Here is a 20578-nt window from a genome sequence, read left to right as displayed (position 1 = left end):
ATAATTCGCGAAAACAGTGATATCCCCATAAACAAGCTTTTTGGGGATATAATCTTTATCAAACTGTTCAACTAGTCGATAAAGCTAGACACTCATTCGCATTATTTCTTGGTAAGCTTCAATCACCTTATTGCGAACTTCAATTGTTGCATTTAATGTAATGCTTGCTTTTTGTGATGCAATCATCACCTCATGCAACTCTACATCTCCACCAGTAATTAGCTTTTGTGTAAAATTATCAGAAGTAATTTGCTGATCATTCACTTTTGCTATTGCTTCTTTTAAAGAGTTCGCAAAGTTTTGCTGTGCTTCATAAGGTGTCGTCTGGAGTTTATTTGTTTGATTTACAACCTGGGTTGGTGTCATTAGTGAAACGGACGAAATTGTCATTATGTATCTTCCTTTCTTCTTAGTTATTTACCAATCTCTAAAGCCTTTGTCAGCATAGATTTATTTGCATTAAATACAGTTACGTTTGCCTCATAAGAACGAGTAGCTGACATTAAATCTACCATTTCCCTTAATGGATCCACATTTGGCATGTTTACATAGCCATCTGCGTTTGCATCTGGATGAGTTGGATCATACACAAGTTTGAAAGGTGTTTCTCTATCTTCTTTTATTTGTGTTACTTTTACGCCGTTGCCGACGCCGCTTTTTGCGTTTTTGCCTAGAGCAACATTGAAAAATTTTGAAAACTGACCCTCTTGAGCTGTAAATGTTACTGACTTACGGCGGTAGGGCTCCCACTCTCCATTTACTTGTCTAGCACGCGTAGAATCCATATTAGCCATATTCGAAGAAATGACATCCATTCGTAAACGCTGTGCTGTTAAAGCTGAGGCAGTGGTATTCATTCCATAAAAAATAGACATTTATTACTTACCTCCTTTTATAACAGTATTTAATGTATTTAATTTACCATTAACACGGTCAATTAAAGCATTATAATAAATTTGATTTTCTGCTAATTTCGCCTGTTCAGCATCCATATCAACACCATTACCATTATTTCGATATCGTAGGCCATCAATATTATTCACACCAGGTGTAGATTGATGAATCGAAAAATCATAATGTCTGCTATCGGTACGATATGCTGAAATTGATATTTGTTTTTCTTCTTCTAACATATCCTTAAAGCTAACACTTTTCGCCTTATAATTCGGCGTATCAACATTTGCAATATTATTGGCAATTGTTTTATGATTTAAAGTTGCATAGGAAAGTCCGTTTTCCAGGCTACTAATAGTTCCTCCAAATAAGTTCAAAACCATTCACCTCATTTTTATTTCAATTCTATGTATTTCTTAATTTATCCAATAATACAATTGTAATTAAGATGATACGTAGTGTCTATTGTCTTTTGTCATTTTTTAATAGTAGATACGCCCTATTTTTTCTTGCCGTTAACCGTAACAAAACTCCCGAACCCCTTGATCCATCTACCTTCAAAGAGTTTCAAGTTACTTCTAGTTATTTTACACTATTTCGACAGTGTTTACGGTTTCAGTATTGAATATTTCCTTTTTTTCGCTTTTTCGTCATTGACTTAGAACCAAATTCCAAGTCCATTTTTACTATGTCAATCACTAAATAGAATGGATTAAACAGCTTAGTTGCAATATGACAAATAAATTAAAACCAGCCTTTATTTTTATACTATTAGTAACAAAAAAGTGTCAATGTTATGAAGATATATATATTGCCTTTTGAAAATATCAAACAGCATTCAATTTTGGATACATTCCTAATTTGCTCGATGCCCCGTCAGGAAAACGAAAATTACCCACATTTAAAAGGCAAAACCTTTCACAAAGATTAATTTAATTGTTATTTACGCCCCAGCGCAATTGTGTTTGGATTTTTCCAAGCTAGCTCGAAAAGGTCCCCTTTATTATCTGCTGAGATATGAAAGAATCTTGGGCTACCTATAGAGGATGAAGGAAGTATTGTGCGCAATCATCGCTACTAGTATTTCTTAAAATTTCAAAAGGTATCTGGAAAACTACTCCAGATACCTTTTACAGTTCCTAAAAAAACGCAAGGAAATTTTAGCTTATTTCATTTTAATTTCTGCTAATGCATTTAGAAACTTATCATTTAGCACTTTAATATAAGTACCTTTCATCCCTAGAGAGCGAGATTCGATAACACCTGCTGATTCTAGTTTACGTAATGCATTTACAATCACTGAACGTGTAATTCCTACTCGGTCTGCAATTTTAGAAGCAACTAGTAACCCTTCGTTACCATCAAGTTCTTCAAAGATGTGTTCAATGGCTTCTAGCTCACTGTAAGAAAGTGAATTAATCGCCATTTGTACAACTGCTCGACTACGAGCTTCTTCTTCAATTTCTTCTGATTTCTCACGTAAAATTTCCATGCCAACTACTGTTGCACCATATTCAGCTAAAATTAAATCATCATCCTCAAATTGTGCAGATAAACGTGCAAGAATTAATGTTCCAAGGCGTTCTCCACCACCAACGATTGGCACAATAGTTGTTAGCGCATTTTGGAATAACTCTTTATTTTCTACTGGGAAAGCAGTATGCTCATTATTTATATCTAGATTTGATGATGTTTCTGAAATTGTAAACAAGCTATGTGTATACTCTTCAGGGAATTGACGCTCTTCAAACATCTTCTTCATTCGCTCATTTTCTATTTGCTGATGGATGGAAATGCCTAAAAGCTTTCCTTTACGGCTCACAATGTAAACATTGCTATCTATAATATCACCTAGTGTGTCAGCCATTTCCTTAAAGTTTACCGGTTTACCAGCAGATGCTTGAAGCATTGAGTTAATTTTACGTGTTTTTTCTAATAAATTCATTATATGTTCCTCCTATAAATGGTCCAAAGAGTATTTTCTTACTATTCTAAAGGTTTTTACAACTGAATGGTACTATTCAGCTTTATCTTACAATATAAACTGTGACAAATCTTTGTTTTTTACTATACCCGCTAGTTTTTGATCAACATATGCGGCAGTGATCGGAATATTCGCAGGTGCAATCTCTGATGCCTCAAACGATAATTCCTCGAGCAAGCGCTCTAAAATCGTATGCAAACGTCGGGCTCCAATATTATCCGTTTCTTGATTGACCTCAGTTGCAATTTCAGCAATACGTTCAATAGCATCTTCCGTAAAGTTAATCTCTACACCTTCTGTTTCTAATAATGCCTTATACTGCAAAATAAGCGATTGATCTGGCTCTTGCAAAATACGGACAAAATCTTGCTTCGTTAATTTCTCAAGTTCTACCCGAATTGGGAAACGCCCCTGTAGTTCAGGAATTAAATCGGATGGCTTTGACATATGGAATGCTCCTGCAGCAACAAAGAGCATATAGTCTGTTTTCACAGCGCCATACTTTGTAGTAACTGTAGATCCCTCCACGATTGGCAGTATATCACGCTGTACACCTTCTCGAGATACATTCGCAGAAGAGTTACTTTCTTTACTAGCAATTTTATCAATCTCATCAATAAAGATAATGCCTGATTGCTCAGCTCTTACTATGGCTTCTTGTGCAACTTCATCTGCATCTATAAGTTTGTTCGCTTCCTCAATTGTTAAAATGCGTCGCGCATCCTTCACTTGGACTCTGCGTTTTTTCGTTTTTTTAGGCATCAAGCTAGATAGCATATCTTGCATACCACTATTAGCAGACATATCCATACCCGTTCCTTGTAATGCATCAAAAATAGAAGGACTTTGCTCTGTTACTTCAATGGTAATCCACTCGTTTTCTAATTTACCATTACGTAAATCAATCGCGATTTGTGCACGTTTTGAACGCACCTCAGTCTCTTCAGATGAGTTTTCATCAGTTGACTGCTGATCTTTGCCACCAAACAGCATTTCGAAAGGATTTTGCATCGATTGTTTTTTTCGCAAGGAGGGAACCAATAATTTAACGATTGCCTCATTCGCTAATTCTTCCGCCTGCTCTTTCACAGACTCCATCATCTCTTCTTTTACAAGTCGATGAGAAGCTTCTACAACATCACGTACCATAGACTCTACGTCACGTCCAACATAGCCTACTTCTGTAAATTTTGTTGCTTCAACTTTGACAAATGGTGCATTCGTTAACTTTGCAATTCTTCTTGCAATTTCTGTTTTTCCGACACCTGTTGGCCCTATCATTAAGATATTTTTTGGAATAACCTCTGCCTTCATGTCATCATTTAACAGCGAGCGGCGATAACGATTACGTAAGGCAATAGCAACTGCTCGCTTTGCTTCATTTTGTCCTACAATATAACGGTCCAGATGCTCAGTGATTTGTCTTGGCGTTAAATTATTTTGCGTCATTAGCTCAGCGCCTCCACGATAATATTATGATTCGTAAATACACATATTTCAGCAGCAGTTTCGAGTGCTGCTTCAGCAATTTCACGAGCAGACATTGTTTCGCCCGCATATTTTTTCAGTGCTCGACCAGCAGATAATGCATAGTTTCCACCAGAACCAATTGCTAATATTCCATCATCAGGTTCAATAACTTCTCCAGTCCCAGAAACAAGAAGAAGTGTGCTTTTATCCATTACAAGGAGCATTGCCTCCAACTGGCGCAGCATTTTATCACCACGCCATTGCTTCGCAACTTCTACGGCTGCACGTTGTAAATTACCATTGTATTCATTTAACTTTCCTTCAAACATTTCAAAAAGTGTAAAGGCATCGGCAACTGATCCAGCAAAACCAGCAAGGACTTGCCCATTAAACAGACGTCTGACCTTCCTAGCCGTACCTTTCATCACAACTGCATTTCCTAAGGTCACTTGACCATCACCAGCCATTGCGCAGCCCCCATTATGATGAACTGCAAATATCGTTGTCGCATGAATTTGTCCCATTCGTCTTCCTCCTTAGCTCTATTATGCCCTTGGATGAGCATTCATATATGTTTGACGAAGATGCTCTTTCGTTACATGTGTGTAAACCTGCGTAGAAGATAAATGTGCGTGGCCTAATAATTCCTGCACCGTACGTAAATCTGCGCCATTATTCAATAAATGTGTAGCAAAAGTATGACGAAGCATATGAGGATATATTTTCGTATGGAGTGAGGCTTTGTCAATCATTTCTGTTAAAATATGACGTACCCCTCTAGGAGTAAGTTCCCCACCACGCATGTTGACAAACAATTGCTGATGACTTGTTTTTTTCATCAATCGTGGACGAGCTTGCTCTATGTAAACCTGCATCGCTAAACTCGCAAACTGACCGAATGGAATAATACGCTCTTTTCGTCCTTTTCCCATTACTCGAATAATTGAATAATGAAAATCTACATCCTTCACTTGAATTGAAGTTAGTTCACTCACACGAATTCCTGTCGCATATAACAGCTCTAATATAGCCATATTTCTGATTGATTTCAAATCATCACCAGTATTTGCTTCAAATAGCTGCATTAATTCCTCTTCGTAGAAAAAACTTGGTAAGCGTGCTTCTTTTTTCGGATGATAAAGTGAACGAAATGCTCCATCATCTATGCCGAACTGTCTATTTAGAAAACGAAAAAAGGAGCGTATGGAAGATATTTTTCTAGATACTGAAGATCTTGCTCTTTTTTCATCGTACAACTTTGTTACATAAAGACGTGCATGTATATACTCAACACTAGCTAAATCGTTGACACCCTCTGCCTGTAAAAAGGTTAAAAAATCTAGTAGGTCTGATTCATATTCTCGCACCGTATGAACAGAGAAGTTCTTTTCTACCTGGATGTAAAGCATGAACTGTTCAAGTGCATCTTGGGACGAAACTAACATGAAAAGATTCACCACCAATGAATTATTAATAATCTTCTCAAATGACGAACACTTACAATTTAAATGGATAAGCTTATCAGTTACCGATCGTTAACAAACATACATACTGACACTATACCTATCTACATAATATAGCAAGTGATAATGGTTATATTTTGAGAAAATCTCCATACAAAATAATAAAATACGTGTTAATCAGCATTTTGTCTACAAAAAAACAAAAGCCTCTAAGAGTATAACAACTTTTAGAGGCTTATTGCAATTAAATTGTTTGTGAATTCACAAAATTACAAATTGTGCTTATTGCACGGTTAGCATGCATCTCAGCACGCTCTGGTTTGGAACGACGACCTGGTGGTAATTCAGGGAAAATTCCAAAGTTAACATTCATCGGTTGGAAGTTTTTTGCTTGCGCTTCTGTTATATAACGCGCCATACTGCCTAATGCTGTTTCGAATGGGAAAATAATTGGGTCCTGCCCCAATGCTAAACGAGCAGCATTAATCCCTGCAATTAGTCCACTACCAGCTGACTCAACATACCCTTCAACACCTGTCATTTGACCAGCAAAGAAAATATTTTTTTGTTCACGAAGTTGATAAGTTTTCTCTAATACCTTCGGTGAATTTATAAAGGTATTTCTATGCATCACACCATAACGAACGATTTCCACATTTTCTAACCCAGGAATTAGCTGCAATACTTCTTTCTGTGGTCCCCATTTTAAATGCGTTTGGAAGCCAACAATATTATAAAGAGTACCCGCAGCATCATCTTGGCGTAATTGGACAACTGCATACGGGCGCTTTCCTGTCTTCGGATCTTCAAGACCTACTGGTTTCATCGGTCCAAATAACATTGTTTTCTCCCCACGAGCTGCCATTACTTCAATTGGCATACATCCCTCAAAGTAAATTTCCTTTTCAAATTCTTTCAAAGGTACAACTTCCGCTTCAATTAATGCTTGGCGGAAACGATCAAACTCCTCCTTTGTCATAGGACAGTTTAAATAGGCTGCCTCCCCTTTATCATAACGGGATTTTAAATATACTTTATCCATATCTATACTATCTTTTTCGATGATAGGTGCAGCTGCATCATAAAAATAAAGATAATCTAATCCTGTTAAGCCTTGAATTTTTTCAGCTAAGGCTTTTGATGTTAAAGGTCCTGTTGCAATAACTGTTATACCTTCTGGAATTTCTGTGACCTCTTCATGAATAACTTCCACAAGCGGATGGTTTTTCACCTTCTCAGTCACATATCCAGCAAATTCGTGACGGTCTACTGCTAATGCACCCCCAGCAGGTACTGAACATTGGTCTGCCGCCTTTAAGATAACAGAATCTAGCATACGCATTTCTTCTTTAATAACGCCTACAGCATTTGTTAAACCATTCGCACGCAAAGAATTTGAACATACAAGCTCGGCAAATTTATCGGTATGATGAGCTGGTGTTTGCTTTACTGGACGCATTTCATAAAGTTTAACTTTCACACCACGTTTGGCAATTTGCCAAGCCGCTTCGCTTCCTGCAAGGCCCGCTCCTATTACATTTACTACTTGTTCCGTCATGTGCTTACCATCTTTCTATCATTGTGTTGGTGCTTCTTCATAGTCACATTTCGTACACTGAATTTGTACACCTTTTTTAATTTTTTTCTCTACTAATAATGCACTACATTTTGGACATGGTCTACTAATTGGCTTGTCCCATGAAACAAATTCACACTCAGGGTACTGATTACAGCCATAGAATAAACGCTTTGTTTTACTTTTACGCTCTACAATCTCACCAGTTTCGCACGAAGGACATTTTACGCCAATTGGCTTCATAATCGCTTTAGTATTGCGACAATCCGGGAAGTTTGAACAAGCCATAAATTTCCCATATCTTCCTAGTTTAAAGACCATTGGTGACCCACAAAGCTCACAATCTTCGCCAGCCGGCTCATCTTTAATAACAACCTTTTCCATCGCCTCATCTGCATATTTTACATGAACCTCAAAATCTTTATAAAACTCTTCTACAACATTTTTCCATTGCCGACTACCTTCTTCAATATCATCTAAATCTTGCTCCATTTGTGCTGTGAATTCGATGTTTATGATATCAGGGAAAAATTCTAGTACGAGTTGGTGCACGATTTCTCCTAGCTCTGTTGGCATAAATCGCTTTGCATCTAACACGACATAGCCACGGCGCTGAATTGTATCGAGGGTCGGTGCATATGTGGACGGGCGCCCTATACCTAGCTCTTCCATTGTTTTTACAAGACGCGCCTCTGAATAACGTGGTGGTGGCTGAGTAAAATGTTGCTTTGGCTCGATTTCAAGAGACTTTACTTGATCGCCAACTTCCATTTCAGGTAAAAGCTTTGTAGTTTCCTCTGTCTGATCATCAGTACCTTCAATATACAGCTTCATAAAGCCTGCAAATTTAACTTGTGAGCCATTTGCACGGAATAAAACATCACCATTTTGAAGGTCTACAGCAACTGTATCAAGTATAGCCGGTGCCATCTGGCTTGCGATAAAGCGTTCCCAAATTAAACGATATAAGCGTAATTGATCACGACTTAGAACTGCTTTTAATTCATCCGGAGAACGCATTGTGCTAGTTGGACGAATCGCCTCATGGGCATCCTGTGCATTTGATGCTTTTTTTGCCTGCTTCGTATCTGTTGAGATATATTCTTTTCCGTATTTCGATTCAATGTATGCAATCGCTTCCGCTTTTGCAGTATCTGAAATACGAGTTGAATCAGTACGCATATAGGTAATTAAACCGACAGTTCCCTCTTTTTTACCAATATCAATTCCTTCATATAATTGTTGTGCCAACATCATTGTCTTCTTCGCACGGAAATTTAACTTACGTGCCGCTTCTTGCTGTAATGAAGATGTCGTAAAGGCTGGTGCGGCATTTCGTTTACGCTCTTTCTTAGAAACATTGACTACATTAAAATCAGTACCCTTTACATCTTTTAATATAGCCTTTACCTGTTCTTCATTTGTTAATTTAATTTTGTCTTTGCCATTACCATAGTAAAGTGCATCAAACGTTTTTTTCCCCTTCTCAAAAGAGCCCTCAATTGTCCAATACTCTTCAGGTTGGAAATTTTTAATTTCATTTTCACGATCAATAATCATGCGCAGTGCTACAGATTGAACGCGTCCTGCTGATAATCCCTTTTTAACCTTTTTCCAAAGAATTGGACTAATGTTATAGCCAACAAGTCTGTCCAATATACGTCTTGTTTGCTGTGCATCTACAAGATCCATATTAATAGGACGTGGATTTTTAAAAGATTCTATAATTGCATCTTTTGTTATTTCGTTAAATACAACACGACAATCTGAATGAATATCAATATTTAACGCAGTCGCAAGGTGCCAAGCAATCGCTTCTCCCTCGCGGTCTGGATCGGCCGCTAGATAGACTTTCTTCACTTTTTTAGCTGCAGTCTTTAATTCCTGTAAAACAGGCCCTTTACCACGAATAGTAATATATTTAGGCTCAAAGTTATTTTCAGCACTAACGCCCATCTGACTACGTGGTAAGTCACGAACATGTCCGATTGACGCTTTCACTTTATATTTTTTTCCTAAATAACGTTCAATTGTTTTTGCTTTTGCTGGTGATTCTACAATCACTAAATAATCCGCCATCTATGTCTCCCCCTTAGCGAGGTCTATTGCTAATTTTTTAAGTTACCTGTTGCAAAATGTATAACAGATTTTAAGATAATGCAACTTTTTTTCAATTTTTGTTAGAAAAGAGTGCAAGTGATGCAACGATTTCATGACCATTACATACTGGAATAGCTCCTTCTACCAGTAATCTATTCGTCCCTTTTGATTGCTCAGCATCAATTGGACCTGGCACAACAAATACATCTTTTCCCTGCTCTAGTGCACATTCCGTTGTAATAAGCGTACCACTTCTTAATGAAGCTTCTGTGACAACTAATGCTTGAGACAGGCCACTGATGATACGGTTACGCATAGGAAAATGCCATTTCTCCGGCTTCATGTAAGGTGGATACTCGGTAACTAATAAATGATGCTCCGCCATACTATTTGCCAAGGCTTTGTTTTCCTTTGGATATACATAATTAAAACCATGACCAAGCACTGCAATTGTCTGCCCACCAATTTTTATAGTTGCTTCATGAGCCATCGTATCTGCACCTTTTGCAAGCCCGCTCACTATCGTATACCCATGTTCAACGAGAGGTGGGACAATTAAGTCCATCGCTGTTTTTGTATAAGCTGTAGCCTTTCTAGAGCCTATTACAGCTACTTGTTTTCCTTTCATTAATTGCAAATACTGACCTTTCACATACAATACAGTAGGTGGGCTGGAGATTTCAAATAATTGCGCTGGATAAAAAGGATGATGAAAAGGTATGGGGAAAATATGGGAACGTTCATATGCCTCTTCAAACGACCATGTCATAATTTGTCGAAAACTTCGAGAAATTTGCAAGGCTTTGTGCGATGATATTTGCAATGCATTTGCGATCTCATTGGGGGTTGCTTCTTCAAAATAACTTAATAGATCTACTGGAGACAGTAATTGCTGAAGTTTTTGAAGTGGTAACGGGTAAATATAATGCAAAGCTAGTAATCTTTGTGTATCGACTGAAAAGATCATTTAAAAACCTCCTTTTAATATAGAAGAAAGATAAATGACCGCAATCTTAATTTTCATTAATCAATATTGAGCAAGGCAGGAGAAGTACTTTAATTTATGTCCAAATAAAGTAAAAGAAAAAGATGTAGCCACAATGTGCTACATCTTCCATTTTAATGGGTTTTACACTTTTCGTATAGCCCTTTTTCTTTAATTACTTTAATAAGTGTTTCACCAATGACAGATGGCGTTTCTGCTACTTCAATACCAGCAGCATTCATAGCCTTGATTTTTTCAGCGGCTGTACCTTTACCACCAGAAATAATAGCACCAGCATGGCCCATACGTTTTCCTGGGGGTGCAGTTTGTCCACCGATAAAGCCAACGACAGGTTTCGTCATATTTGCTTTAATCCATTCAGCAGCTTCCTCTTCAGCAGTACCACCAATTTCTCCAATCATCACGACTGCATATGTTTCTGGGTCATTATTGAAGGCTTCTAATACATCGATAAAGTTTGTACCATTGACAGGGTCTCCACCAATACCAACAGCTGTAGTTTGACCAATACCCTCTTGCGTTAATTGGTGAACTGCCTCATATGTTAATGTTCCAGAGCGAGAAACCACTCCTACATGTCCTTTTGTATGAATATAGCCAGGCATGATACCAATTTTACATTCATCTGCTGTAATAACTCCTGGACAGTTTGGTCCTACAAGGCGAGTTTTTTTACCTTCCATATAACGTTTAACCTTTACCATATCAAGGACAGGTATATGTTCTGTTATACAGATTGTTAATTCTAATTCAGCATCTACAGCTTCTAGAATTGCATCTGCAGCAAATGGAGCTGGTACATAAATAACTGATGTAGTTGCACCTGTTGCAGCTACTGCTTCTGCTACTGTATTGAATACAGGTACTCCTTCGATTTCAAGACCACCTTTACCTGGTGTTACACCTGCTACGATTTTAGTACCGTACTCAAGCATTTGTTTTGTATGGAAAAGCGCTGTTTCGCCTGTAATCCCTTGTACAATTACCTTCGTATCTTTATTAATAAATACAGCCATTATTCTCCCTGCCTTCCTTAGCCTACTAGTCCCACAATTTTTTGTGCACCGTCAGCCATTGAATCCGCTGCAACGATGTTTAAACCAGATGCATTTAAAATTTCTTTTCCAAGTTCTACATTTGTACCTTCTAAACGTACAACTAATGGCACAGCTAAGCCAATTTCTTTAGCAGCTGTTACCACACCTTCAGCGATAATGTTACATTTCATAATTCCGCCAAAAATGTTCACGAAAATGCCTTTTACGTGAGGATCAGAAAGGATAATTTTGAAAGCCTCTGTTACTTTTTCAGCTGTTGCACCGCCACCTACATCAAGGAAGTTAGCGGGGCTTCCGCCGTAATAGCTAATTGTGTCCATTGTAGCCATAGCAAGTCCAGCACCATTAACCATACAGCCAATGTTGCCATCTAGTGAAATATAACTAAGGTCATATTTAGATGCTTCGATTTCCTTTGCATCCTCTTCATCAAAGTCGCGTAATTCGACAATATCTTTATGACGATATAATGCATTTGCATCGAAATTAAATTTAGCATCTAGAGCTAATACATCTCCTTGTCCAGTGACAACAAGCGGATTGATTTCGACAATTGAAGCATCCTTATCGATAAATGCTTGATATAAGCCTAACATTAATTTAACAGCTTTCCCTACAAGGTTTGCTGGAATATTCATATTAAACGCCATACGACGTGCTTGGAAGCCTGTTAATCCAACGACTGGATCTACAACTTCTTTGAAGATTTTTTCTGGATGTGCTTCCGCTACCTCTTCAATATCCATGCCGCCCTCTTCAGAACCCATCATTGTCACACGGGATGTTGCGCGGTCTAATACTAAACTTAAATAGTACTCTTTTTGAATATCAGAACCCTCTTCAATATATAAGCGTTTTACTTCTTTTCCTTCAGGACCTGTTTGATGAGTCACTAAAATTTTTCCTAGTAATTCCTTTGCGTACGTACGCACCTCGTCAAGGTTTTTAGCGATTTTTACACCGCCCGCCTTACCGCGTCCACCTGCATGAATTTGCGCCTTGACTACCGTTACATTAGAGCCAAGTTCCTTCGCTACTTTCACTGCCTCATCAGGGGAAAAAGCTACTTTTCCATTTGGTACAGCTACACCATACTTTCTCAGAATCTCTTTCCCTTGATATTCATGGATATTCATAATACATCCTCCCATCAAACATTTGCATAAAATTGTTTTACTAACATAATCTATTCTAACGAAAGATTCTGATAAAGTCTACACTTTGTCTTTTGTTCGAATTTTCTCTCTTGTTATGACATTTTCTTCTACTTCGTGTACTAAAACAGATTTTTCAAACTATCAGAATCATTTATCTTTTCTATTTTTTTGCGCATGTTGTTGATCTAAATGATAAATAAATGCAAAAACTTCAGCGACAGCTTGATACAATTCTTCAGGTATTGACTCATTTAAATCTAATTGCCCAAGTAATTGAACGAGGTTCGGGTCCTCATAAATCGGCACATTGTGCTCATTTGCTCGTGCTAAAATATTTTCTGCTATTTTCCCTTTTCCTTTTGCTACGACTTTTGGACTATCAAAACGACCTAGCTTATATGTGAGCGCGATAGCCTCTTTTCGAGTAAATTTTTCTTCACTCATACGCGGAAATCCACCCCATTATGTTCCTCCTGCTGTTCTACTACAGCGGTTATTTTTTCAGGTTTAGCTTTTTCAAATTGTTTAATAAATACTCCTGAAAGTTGATAATTTTTTTCTGCTAAGCCAATTTTTAATGCTGCTTTTAATGGTTCTGCAAGAGGAACAACGTCATTATTTTCATTAAATACTGTCACTGTTACGACACGATTTTGAACCTGCATATCAATTACAGTTTCTTTCATTGATTCCATTTGTAAATAAAATAAAATACGCGCATAATTGGCATCTATTTTTCCATCTTCCTTCATACGTCCATTCCATTGTAGTGTTGCATCCATTTTTCTGCCGAAGAATTCTAGCGGTACTTGCATAATAAGTTGATGCTGATGCCCATTCTCTCCAGATACAAGCTGCATGCCATTCATACGAGCCATTAACATTTCTGCCGCTTCCTTCAACTGGGGTGTAATTTGGGCATCCTGCAAGAGTGTATGAAGTTGAGGCTTTAATTGATGTGCAATCACTTGTAAATCCGCAGATTTATTATTAAGTGCAGCCTCATAGCTAATACCTAGATTCTTCAATACCGTTTTAAGAGCGTGCTCCATTGCTTTATTATCCATTGAGTTTTGCACCTGTGCATCTGCCTGTGTAACCATTTGCTGAATGAAAGATTGTGGGGATTCTACACTACTTTTCATAAGATTTCTCATCCATACTTCGCTCTGTAATGGAGTAATTACATCATTTTTTAATAATGATAATAAATGATCCTTTACTGAAAGAGCATTACTATCCTGTGTGAATAAACGATCTGAAGCATTCTGTGCAAATGCTTTTATGAGTTGTTCCTGCATCTGCTTCGCAAAAATCTCTAATGTTTGTTTAGTAGCTGGTATTTGGTTTAGCCTATCGATTAATTGATTAATTTGCTGTTTTTGCTCATTCGTTAATAGGCTTTGGTTGGCTGTCCATGATTTTAGGTCGTTGATAAGCTGATTTTTATCTTCAGGGCTTGTCGTTAAAATTGTTTGAATAACTTGTCCTGCCTGTTGAGGTGGAATTGGTTGACCAGACTTGGCTGCGTTCAGATTTGACCAATTTTGTAAAGTAGCTTGTTGAGGCACTATCCCTGCCTCTTTTAAAATATTCAAAGCTTGAATCTTTTCACTCATCGAAGCAGCTTCACTCGTTAGTAATTGAATGGACTTCGCGAGTACTAAACCACCTGTTTCTACCTCAAATGGCTTTGCAATTGCCTGTACTTGTTGCATTAGATTTTGCCTTAGGCTTTCTGGTAAAGATGTATCCTTTGCTAAAACTTGAGTAAAGTTTTCCATAACGGAATTCATCCCTGTAGTTTTTTGCCCACTAATAAGTGCTTGAAAAATTTCATTCGTCATCGGCATTTTTAGCTCTACCATTTTTTGAATAGCTTGTAGAGCATCCATTTTAGTAATACCTTCAGGTAAAGCCTTTAACCACATTTCTGCCTGCATCAGCTGCTCTTTTGAAATCGGTAATTCCGCCTTCATAAAATGAGCTAGAAGCTGTTGCATTTCAGGTGTCTTTGGCAAATTCATAGATTCAAGTAATTGATTGATTTGCTGACTTGAAGAAGCCGTTTGTACCATCGGGCCTGTCACCACTTTTAGTTCCGTTTGGGGACTTGTGCCTGTTACCTGAAAGAAATGTGTGTCTCCTGCTTTTAGCGGTGCTTCAAGCTTAGCAACAAACTTATGTTGACCAACCTGTATCTCGGCCATTTGATCTGGATAAAGCTGCTTAACTGTTCCATGAAATAGTTGACCCTGTTTCATCGCTAACGGTTGATTCGTTGAAAGCGCCTGTGTTTGTGCTGCAATTGGATTAAATGATGTAGATGTCATATCATTACCCCTTCATCATAGATTTTATCGGTTCAAAACTTGCTCGGTGATGAATCGTCGGTCCATACTTAGCAAGTGCCTCTAAATGCTGTTTTGTGCCATAGCCTGCATGTTGCTCAAAGCCATACTGCGGAAAGTCTTGTGCAAGCTTCTCCATATATTCGTCACGCGCCGTTTTCGCCAAAATAGAAGCGGCAGCAATCGCTAAGCTTTGTGCATCCCCTTTAATAATCGATTTCTGTGGTAAATTGATTGGCAGTGTCATGGCATCTGCTATAACAAAATTCGGTTTTATTTTTAGTGTCTCTATACTTGTGACCATTGATTGTTTCGTTGCCTCATAAATATTGATGTCATCAATTACTTTAGTATTTTGAAAATGTATGCTATAGCTTATTGCATGCTCTTTTACTAACTTACTCATTTTTTCTCTTGTTTCTTTTGACAGTTGTTTAGAATCATTTAAGCCTAGCAATGCCTGACAATTTTCAGGTAGAATTACGGCTGCGGTAACGACAGGGCCTGCTAATGGACCACGCCCAGCCTCGTCTATGCCCGCGACTAACTGGCCAAATTGTGCATCAAATGCAATTTTCGCATCGTGCTCCCGTTGTAATTGCTGCTTTTTTTCCATGCGCTTTAAAAACTGCTGCCACGCTTTCTGTACGCCTGTTCGTCCATCTTGCTGGACGGTATCCATCCACGGCTCATGTGCTGTAGCGGCTTTTAAAGCAGTTGTAATTTCTTTTATTGTTTGCATTGTAGTATTACCTCATCTCTCTTATGTATATCGGCTTGTTTTTTTAATTATATAACAAAAGAAAGATAGGGCTTGTAAGGAAAGAAATGCATTTCCTTACAATTCTTTCACACTTTTGTAAAATTATATGTCGTTTAAAAAATTGCCTGTATGCTAGCTATCTATATCGGCGAATAGCTCCCTCCCCTCAGAGGGTAATGCAATCTCAAGCACCCTAAAAGCTATTCGTGGTATTCAATCGTAAAAAAACAGCTGTCGAGATTCTTCATTTTCTCGACAGCCGTTTTATATCCTTCTATTCTTCTGTTGCCTCTTTTTCCAGTTGCTCATCAACAAAATCAAATGTTAGTTTGCCTAATTGTAAGCCACGAATATCACGTACGATTAATTGAGCTACTTGGTCATAATCAATTTCGCCGCCTTGTCCAAAGACACGACGAAGCTTACCGATATGATCGAAGGTTTCCACTAAATCCTCATGGAGAAACTCAAAGCCATAGCGCTCCTCCATACGCTTTGGATAGTGAATAGATAAAAAGCGCAACCCATAGACAGCTAAGTCTTCCATATTTGTTATAGTATCTTTTATAGCACCGGTTAATGCCAATTTATAGCCTACTTCCTGATCTTCGAATTTTGGCCATAAAATACCTGGCGTATCAAGTAATTCAAGCTCCTTCCCAACTTTTATCCATTGCTGGGCCTTTGTTACCCCCGGCGTATTTCCTGTTTTCGCAATATTTTTTTTAGCTAGGCGATTGATTAGCGTTGATTTTCCTACGTTCGGAATACCGACAATCATCGCACGGATTGCTCTAGGCTTCATCCCACGCGCTTTCATACGCTCGAATTTTTCTTTTAAAATTTCTTGTGCTGCTTTCGTTACCAATTGTAAGCCTTTGCCTTCAAGAGAATTGATGGCCACTGCCTTATGACCACGCTGTGCAAAATAATCTACCCACTTCCGTGTTTCCTGCTCATCAGCCATATCTGATTTATTTAAGATAAGAAGACGCGGCTTTTGATTGATAACTTCGTCTATCATTGGATTCCGTGAGGATAATGGTAAACGTGCATCAATTAATTCGAATATAATATCCACAAGCTTTAATTTTTCTGTTACTTCTCTTCGGGCCTTTGCCATATGCCCTGGAAACCATTGTATAGTCATATCTATACCTCCTAAACTAAAAGAAAAAGGGAGTGTAAGTTCTCCCTTTCTTGCATTGCATTACTTTACAATTTTTATATCACTAAACGGCCAGAAAATTAGACTTGTATTCCCAATAATCTCTTTCTGATCAACAAGTCCAATATGACGACTATCCTTACTGTATCGACGATTATCTCCCATAACAAACACATAGCCTTCTGGAATTTCCTCAAGGTTTACACCAATATCTTTTAATGAAAAATCTTCTGTTAATGTACCTTCAGTAATCTGTGATTTGTAGGCATCTAAATAGGGCTCATCGATAGGTTCACCATTTATATATAATTGATCATTTTTATATTCTAATGTCTCTCCAGGTAGCCCAATAACACGTTTAATATAGTTTTTCTTCTCTGGAGCATGGAACACAACTATATCAAAGCGTTTCGGCTCTCCTATTTTATAGCCAATTTTGTTCACAATCATACGGTCGCCATTTTCAAGGGTTGGCATCATAGACTCACCATCTACTGCAATCGGTGTAAATAAAAAATAACGAATAATTGCTGCGATCGCAAATGCAATAAGAAGTGCCTTCGTCCATTCCCATAATTCATTCTTTTCCTTCACTTTTTTTTCCATCGAGATTTGCCCCCTTGTCTATCCTCATTTTAGATGATAGCTATTTAAGATGACAAGCAAAAAGAAAAGGAGCTTGCAATACAAGCCCCTCACTTTTAAGCCATAATTATCGAATTTCTTTAATACGAGCAGCTTTACCACGTAGGTTACGTAGGTAGTAAAGTTTAGCACGACGTACTTTACCACGACGTACAACTTCTAAGTTAGCGATTTTTGGTGTGTGTACAGGGAAAGTACGTTCAACACCTACACCGTAAGAAATTTTACGAACTGTGAAAGTTTCGCTAATACCGCCACCACGACGTTTAATAACTACACCTTCGTATACTTGGATACGTTCACGAGTACCCTCTACTACTTTCACGTGTACTTTAACAGTATCACCAGGACGGAAAGCTGGTAGATCAGTGCGAAGCTGAGCTTTTGTAATTTCTGCAATAATGTTTGACATTGTTTTTCTCTCCTTAGACAGATGCTCTTGCACGCAATTTATGTCACAGCGGAACACCGTAATTCAGTACTTCACATAGAAGTACAGATTAGATGTTATCACAAATATAAAAAGCAATCAAGCATCTTTATGGTTGTTTTTCAGTTTTTCTATATACACTTTTTGTTTATCTGTTAATGGATAGTTTTCTAGTAAATCTGGGCGACGCTCCAAGGTTCTTTTGAGTGACTGCTCTTCACGCCACTGCTCAATTTTTGCGTGATTGCCTGATAGTAAAACATCAGGTACCTTCATTCCGTGAAAATCAGCTGGTCGCGTATAATGAGGGTGCTCTAAAAGGCCTGTGGAAAATGAATCTTGTATATGGGACTCCTCCTGCCCTAAAACGCCAGGTAGTAATCGTACAACACTATCAATAACCGTCATAGCTCCTAGCTCTCCACCGGTTAAAACGAAATCTCCAATAGAAATCTCGTCTGTGACAAGATGTTGCCGAATGCGTTCATCGTAGCCTTCATAATGACCACATAAAAAAACAAGCTCCTTTTCCTGTGCTAGCTCTTCAGCCTTTCTTTGAGTAAAGCGTTCTCCTTGTGGACACATTAAAATGATTCGAGGACTTTTCCCAGCTGTAATTGTCTCAACAGCGCTAAACATTGGCTCAGGCTTTAATACCATGCCTGCACCACCGCCATAGGGATAATCATCCACTTGATTATGCTTGTTACCTGAAAACGCTCGAATATCAGTCACTTCTAGCTGAACAGCGCCTTTTTCCTGCGCTTTCTTCAATATTGAGGCACCAAAGACGCCTGCAAACATATCAGGAAACAGACTTAATACATGAATATTCATCATAGTAGACCATCCATTACATGAATCACAATTCTTTTGTCATCAACATTAATTTCCTTGACGATGTCTTCGATATATGGAATGTAATGCTCTTTTTTAGCACCCTTTACCACCCATACATCATTGGCACCTGTTTGAAGAATATCAGACACTACACCAATCTTTTCTCCTTCTTCAGAAACAATCTCACAGCCAATAATCTCATGAAAGAAAAATTCGTTTTCCTGTAATAAATCATCTGTCATTTGGTCCTTCGTTACTTTTAACAGACCTTCTTTAAAAGGCTCCACCATATTAATATTGTCCATGCCTTCAAATGTTAATAAAATAAAATTTTTATGACGACGTATGGATTCAATTGTTACCCATGTTGGTTTTTTATCATCTTTTTTAAATGCTGCAAGTCTATTCCCGACTGCAAATCGTTCTTCTTCAAAATCTGTTGTTGATAAAACTCGCACCTCGCCACGAATTCCGTGCGTATTGACTATACGACCTACATTAAACCATTCCACAAATTTCACCTCATATCAATTTCGCCTTGGCGTAATTGCGTCCGGATTTTGAATTGTGCACGCACAATTCATTCCTTTGAAAATCCGTGACATCTGCCAGGGGCTTTATCTTCATTCAGTAGGTGTTTGGATACCCACTGAAAAGGAACCAAAACTGCATTCATCTCACTACCTGTAGAGGTGGGAGTCTTCTGATGAATGAAGATAAAAAATGTTAAAACATGCTGCCTCCTTCAAGCTACTTGCTAATCAGAGTTTAAAAGTAACCATTGTCTCACTTTCCTCTAAAAAGCAGCTGAACATTTTGGAGAAGATGTTTTAGCTTAAGCATCTCAATGTTATTATGCTCAATTATCTCTCAATATAATTGCTTTAAGTATTACCTATGAGGCACAAGGAAGCAGTACCCTCCATATAAATGCTTTACAGCACATACATTAATGATGAAAGATAAAAAAAGGAAGGAACCGGCAAGCTCCCTCCTCTATAGTCCAGATTTTACGCTCCAGGCTCAAGACCACTCCGAATTCCTAAATGCATGTAAACATACCAATCAGGACTTTCCTGTGCTTGTCGCGTGTAAAAGAGCGTGAACATCTTTTCTATCAATCCAATATATCGACGTAGGTCTTTTTTTGATGGTGACTACCTGCCGCTGAATAAACAATTGTACGAATCGCTTTCGCTACTCGCCCTTGTTTGCCTATGACTTTCCCTCGATCCTCTGGATGAACAAAAAGTTTATAAACAATTCGATTTGCATTTTCATCCGTCTCAATACGAACTTCTTCTGGATAATCGACTAACGGTAAAACGATTGCTTCAATCAGCTGCTTCAAAAACGTCGCCCCCGATTATTTACTGAATTTTTGGTTATGGAATTTTTCCATGATTCCTTGTTCTGAGAACAAGTTACGTACTGTATCTGATGGTTTTGCACCGTCAGCTAACCATTTAAGAGCTTTCTCTTCATCGATGTTTACAGTAGCTGGTTGAGTTAGTGGGTTGTAAGTACCAACTGTTTCGATTTGACGACCGTCACGTGGTGAGCGAGCATCTGCAACTACAATACGATAGAAAGGAGATTTTTTAGCTCCCATACGTTTTAAGCGAATTTTAACTGCCATTTTAATAGCACCTCCGAATAAGTTTCACACAAGA

22 protein-coding genes are annotated in these 20578 nt (G+C 38.1%); all 22 read right to left on the bottom strand.

What is annotated here, in order from left to right:
* Window positions 1–84: 84 nt before the first annotated feature.
* Window positions 85–390 carry a flagellar hook-basal body complex protein FliE gene (gene fliE / locus QNH24_RS05835; RefSeq protein ID WP_054770630.1) on the bottom strand — a complete coding sequence of 102 codons (306 nt, stop codon included), beginning with the start codon at window positions 388–390 and terminating at the stop codon, window positions 85–87.
* Between the two features lie 23 nt (window positions 391–413).
* The gene (flgC, locus tag QNH24_RS05830; protein WP_283871159.1) at window positions 414–875 is read right to left on the bottom strand and encodes a flagellar basal body rod protein FlgC; all 462 of its coding nucleotides are present in this window, start codon (window positions 873–875) and stop codon (window positions 414–416) included.
* A gap of 3 nt (window positions 876–878) precedes the next feature.
* Window positions 879–1271, bottom strand: a complete 393-nt coding sequence (gene flgB / locus QNH24_RS05825; RefSeq protein ID WP_283871158.1) for a flagellar basal body rod protein FlgB — start codon at window positions 1269–1271, stop codon at window positions 879–881.
* Between the two features lie 788 nt (window positions 1272–2059).
* Entirely contained in the window at window positions 2060–2839 is a 780-nt protein-coding gene (gene codY / locus QNH24_RS05820; RefSeq protein ID WP_283871157.1) for a GTP-sensing pleiotropic transcriptional regulator CodY, read from the bottom strand.
* An 87-nt stretch (window positions 2840–2926) separates the two neighbouring features.
* The gene (gene hslU / locus QNH24_RS05815) at window positions 2927–4327 is read right to left on the bottom strand and encodes an ATP-dependent protease ATPase subunit HslU (RefSeq protein ID WP_283871156.1); all 1401 of its coding nucleotides are present in this window, start codon (window positions 4325–4327) and stop codon (window positions 2927–2929) included.
* Window positions 4327–4872: an ATP-dependent protease subunit HslV gene (gene hslV, locus QNH24_RS05810; protein ID WP_283871155.1), complete on the bottom strand. Its 546-nt coding sequence runs from the start codon at window positions 4870–4872 to the stop codon at window positions 4327–4329. The genes hslU and hslV overlap by 1 nt, the downstream gene beginning before the upstream one ends.
* Window positions 4873–4893: 21 nt before the next feature.
* Window positions 4894–5793, bottom strand: coding sequence for a tyrosine recombinase XerC (gene xerC / locus QNH24_RS05805; protein WP_283871154.1), 900 nt, complete (start codon window positions 5791–5793; stop codon window positions 4894–4896).
* 262 nt (window positions 5794–6055) lie between these two features.
* The gene (trmFO, locus tag QNH24_RS05800) at window positions 6056–7369 is read right to left on the bottom strand and encodes an FADH(2)-oxidizing methylenetetrahydrofolate--tRNA-(uracil(54)-C(5))-methyltransferase TrmFO (protein ID WP_283871153.1); all 1314 of its coding nucleotides are present in this window, start codon (window positions 7367–7369) and stop codon (window positions 6056–6058) included.
* 18 nt (window positions 7370–7387) lie between these two features.
* Window positions 7388–9466 carry a type I DNA topoisomerase gene (gene topA / locus QNH24_RS05795; protein ID WP_283871151.1) on the bottom strand — a complete coding sequence of 693 codons (2079 nt, stop codon included), beginning with the start codon at window positions 9464–9466 and terminating at the stop codon, window positions 7388–7390.
* A 91-nt stretch (window positions 9467–9557) separates the two neighbouring features.
* Window positions 9558–10454, bottom strand: a complete 897-nt coding sequence (gene dprA / locus QNH24_RS05790) for a DNA-processing protein DprA (RefSeq protein WP_283871149.1) — start codon at window positions 10452–10454, stop codon at window positions 9558–9560.
* Between the two features lie 152 nt (window positions 10455–10606).
* Window positions 10607–11509 (bottom strand): succinate--CoA ligase subunit alpha, encoded by a 903-nt coding sequence (gene sucD / locus QNH24_RS05785; protein ID WP_283871148.1) that lies wholly within the window; start codon window positions 11507–11509, stop codon window positions 10607–10609.
* A gap of 17 nt (window positions 11510–11526) precedes the next feature.
* The gene (sucC, locus tag QNH24_RS05780; RefSeq protein ID WP_283871147.1) at window positions 11527–12687 is read right to left on the bottom strand and encodes an ADP-forming succinate--CoA ligase subunit beta; all 1161 of its coding nucleotides are present in this window, start codon (window positions 12685–12687) and stop codon (window positions 11527–11529) included.
* Between the two features lie 168 nt (window positions 12688–12855).
* A complete protein-coding gene (locus QNH24_RS05775; RefSeq protein ID WP_283871146.1) occupies window positions 12856–13152 on the bottom strand; it encodes an EscU/YscU/HrcU family type III secretion system export apparatus switch protein in 297 nt (98 codons plus the stop codon).
* Window positions 13149–15041 carry a TP0910 N-terminal domain-containing protein gene (locus QNH24_RS05770; RefSeq protein WP_283871145.1) on the bottom strand — a complete coding sequence of 631 codons (1893 nt, stop codon included), beginning with the start codon at window positions 15039–15041 and terminating at the stop codon, window positions 13149–13151. The genes QNH24_RS05775 and QNH24_RS05770 overlap by 4 nt, the downstream gene beginning before the upstream one ends.
* A gap of 4 nt (window positions 15042–15045) precedes the next feature.
* On the bottom strand, window positions 15046–15801 hold the full coding sequence (rnhB, locus tag QNH24_RS05765) for a ribonuclease HII (protein WP_283871144.1): 756 nt from the start codon (window positions 15799–15801) through the stop codon (window positions 15046–15048).
* 295 nt (window positions 15802–16096) lie between these two features.
* Window positions 16097–16972, bottom strand: coding sequence for a ribosome biogenesis GTPase YlqF (gene ylqF / locus QNH24_RS05760; protein ID WP_283871143.1), 876 nt, complete (start codon window positions 16970–16972; stop codon window positions 16097–16099).
* A gap of 60 nt (window positions 16973–17032) precedes the next feature.
* Window positions 17033–17596, bottom strand: coding sequence for a signal peptidase I (lepB, locus tag QNH24_RS05755; RefSeq protein ID WP_283871142.1), 564 nt, complete (start codon window positions 17594–17596; stop codon window positions 17033–17035).
* Between the two features lie 106 nt (window positions 17597–17702).
* A complete protein-coding gene (rplS, locus tag QNH24_RS05750) occupies window positions 17703–18047 on the bottom strand; it encodes a 50S ribosomal protein L19 (protein WP_054770625.1) in 345 nt (114 codons plus the stop codon).
* 117 nt (window positions 18048–18164) lie between these two features.
* Window positions 18165–18902, bottom strand: a complete 738-nt coding sequence (gene trmD / locus QNH24_RS05745) for a tRNA (guanosine(37)-N1)-methyltransferase TrmD (protein WP_283872755.1) — start codon at window positions 18900–18902, stop codon at window positions 18165–18167.
* The gene (gene rimM, locus QNH24_RS05740; RefSeq protein ID WP_283871141.1) at window positions 18902–19417 is read right to left on the bottom strand and encodes a ribosome maturation factor RimM; all 516 of its coding nucleotides are present in this window, start codon (window positions 19415–19417) and stop codon (window positions 18902–18904) included. Before rimM ends, trmD begins: the two co-directional genes overlap by 1 nt.
* A gap of 605 nt (window positions 19418–20022) precedes the next feature.
* On the bottom strand, window positions 20023–20256 hold the full coding sequence (locus tag QNH24_RS05735; protein WP_004269410.1) for a KH domain-containing protein: 234 nt from the start codon (window positions 20254–20256) through the stop codon (window positions 20023–20025).
* Window positions 20257–20271: 15 nt separating this feature from the next.
* Window positions 20272–20544 (bottom strand): 30S ribosomal protein S16, encoded by a 273-nt coding sequence (rpsP, locus tag QNH24_RS05730; protein ID WP_004269411.1) that lies wholly within the window; start codon window positions 20542–20544, stop codon window positions 20272–20274.
* Window positions 20545–20578: the final 34 nt, after the last annotated feature.

The sequence above is a fragment of the Lysinibacillus pakistanensis genome (assembly GCF_030123245.1).
Classification (GTDB): domain Bacteria; phylum Bacillota; class Bacilli; order Bacillales_A; family Planococcaceae; genus Lysinibacillus; species Lysinibacillus pakistanensis.
This window is presented reverse-complemented; position numbering and strand designations above follow the sequence as displayed.